Below are 1,895 nucleotides of genomic sequence, written 5' to 3'. Positions count from 1 at the left end.
GTCCATGGCCTACATGCGTCCAGTGGAAACCCCATTGCCAGCGGTCTCATTAAATTCGAATGAACAACTTGTTAAAGATGCGCCTGTTGTTGAACATATTATAGAAGAGACAGTGCGGATGAACACTATCCAGGACAGATATAAAGAGCTGTTTACACTTTATGAGCAAGGGAAATCTATTGAAGCGATATCCAAAAAGCTTGGTATGAACAAAGGTGAGGTACAGCTTATTATACAACTCGCTAAGCAGGAGGATTCTGTCCATGCTTAAAAGTCGAGTATTTCTTATGGGATTAGGTGCAGGTATCATCATTGGCGCTTTGTTGTTCCAACTGATGCTCTCTGGCGAGCAAAGCAGGCAAAGGCTAAGTGACTTAGGAAAAGAGTCAGATGAGAAGCTTTACACTCAACTAGAAGTTGATGCTTTGTTAAAGGCAAATCAAGACTCGCTTCAGCTTAATAAGGACAACACAGGGGGACAGGAGATTAAGCCTTCTGCTGATTTTGACAAAGCTAAGGAGCAGACAAGCGAGGCGAAGACTGATAAAGCTGCGCCTACGGCTACGACAGTCCCTGTTCAGGAACAGTCTGAGATCAAGCATGTTATAAGAATTAAAGCAGGCTCTAGTCTGACGAATACAGCAGAGCTGCTTGCTTCTAATAATATTATTAAAGATAAAACCGCTTTTGTATCAAAAATGAAAAAGTCAAAGAAGCTGGTTCGCGCCGGTTATTTTTTGTTTCATGAGGAGATAACGGTTGAAGAAGCCATTCGGACCGTAACCGGCGAGCCTTTAACATCCTCAGAAGTAAATCTTCTAACTGCCAACAAAAAATAGCTATCCTATCTTTTCTGAAACGATTGTTGCATGCGATGTGTATTTATGGTATATTAATTCACGGTGTTAAAAACGCACGCAGGTCAATTTTGTCAAACGGTGCTTCCGCCCGGCGGAAGTTTTGGCGAAAGATGCGACTAGCGGAGGAGCACTAAAAAAACCATTATAGGAGGTGTTGGAGAAATGGCGGTTATTTCCATGAAACAGCTACTAGAAGCTGGGGTACACTTCGGTCATCAGACTCGTCGTTGGAACCCGAAGATGGATCGTTATATCTTCACAGAAAGAAACGGGATTTACATTATTGATTTGCAAAAAACGGTGAAAAAAGTTGACGAAGCGTACAACTTTGTTAAATCGATCGCTGCAGACGGCGGCACTATGCTGTTCGTAGGTACGAAAAAACAAGCTCAAGATTCCGTTAAAGAAGAAGCAGAGCGTTGCGGCAACTTCTACATCAACCAACGTTGGTTGGGCGGTACTTTGACTAACTTCCAAACGATTCAAAAACGTATTGATCGTTTGAAACAACTTGAAAAATGGGCTGAGGACGGCACTTTCGAGGTTCTACCTAAGAAAGAAGTTATCATCCTTAACAAAGAAAAAGACCGTTTGGAAAAATTCCTTGGCGGTATTAAAGGAATGAAAGGTTTGCCAAGCGCGTTGTTCATTATCGACCCACGCAAAGAGCGTATTGCTGTTGCAGAAGCTCGCAAACTTGGTATCCCAATCGTTGGTATCGTTGATACGAACTGTGATCCAGACGAAATTGACTACGTAATCCCAGGTAACGATGATGCAATTCGTGCCGTTAAGTTGTTGACTTCGAAAATGGCTGATGCAATCGTTGAAGCTAACCAAGGCGAACAAACAACGGCTTAATTTAAAGGCTTTAATTAGTCAACAAAGGGTGGTCAGATGGTGATAAACCTCTCACTGCCCTTTTTTTGAATGTAAATCACTAAAAAAACAATTAATGATTCTCGAAGCTACATAGACTTCGTGAAACCTATAGGAGGGCTTACAATGGCAGTTAGTGCTAGCGCGGTAAAAGAG

The 1,895-nt window shown here is 42.2% G+C and carries 3 protein-coding genes; all 3 read left to right on the top strand.

What is annotated here, in order from left to right:
• A partial coding sequence (locus AB4Z17_RS33305) for a DUF6115 domain-containing protein (protein ID WP_441964719.1) occupies positions 1-271 on the top strand: 271 nt, incomplete at its 5' end.
• A complete protein-coding gene (locus AB4Z17_RS33300; protein WP_441964717.1) occupies positions 264-839 on the top strand; it encodes a hypothetical protein in 576 nt (191 codons plus the stop codon). The genes AB4Z17_RS33305 and AB4Z17_RS33300, both read left to right, overlap by 8 nt.
• A gap of 183 nt (positions 840-1,022) precedes the next feature.
• A complete protein-coding gene (gene rpsB / locus AB4Z17_RS33295; RefSeq protein WP_054028957.1) occupies positions 1,023-1,721 on the top strand; it encodes a 30S ribosomal protein S2 in 699 nt (232 codons plus the stop codon).
• Positions 1,722-1,895: the final 174 nt, after the last annotated feature.

Source organism: Paenibacillus sp. TAF43_2, from assembly GCF_052113545.1.
In the GTDB taxonomy this organism is placed as follows: Bacteria; Bacillota; Bacilli; order Paenibacillales; family Paenibacillaceae; genus Pristimantibacillus.
Note: the sequence above shows the minus strand (reverse complement) of the source record. Positions and strands in the feature narration are given on the sequence as shown.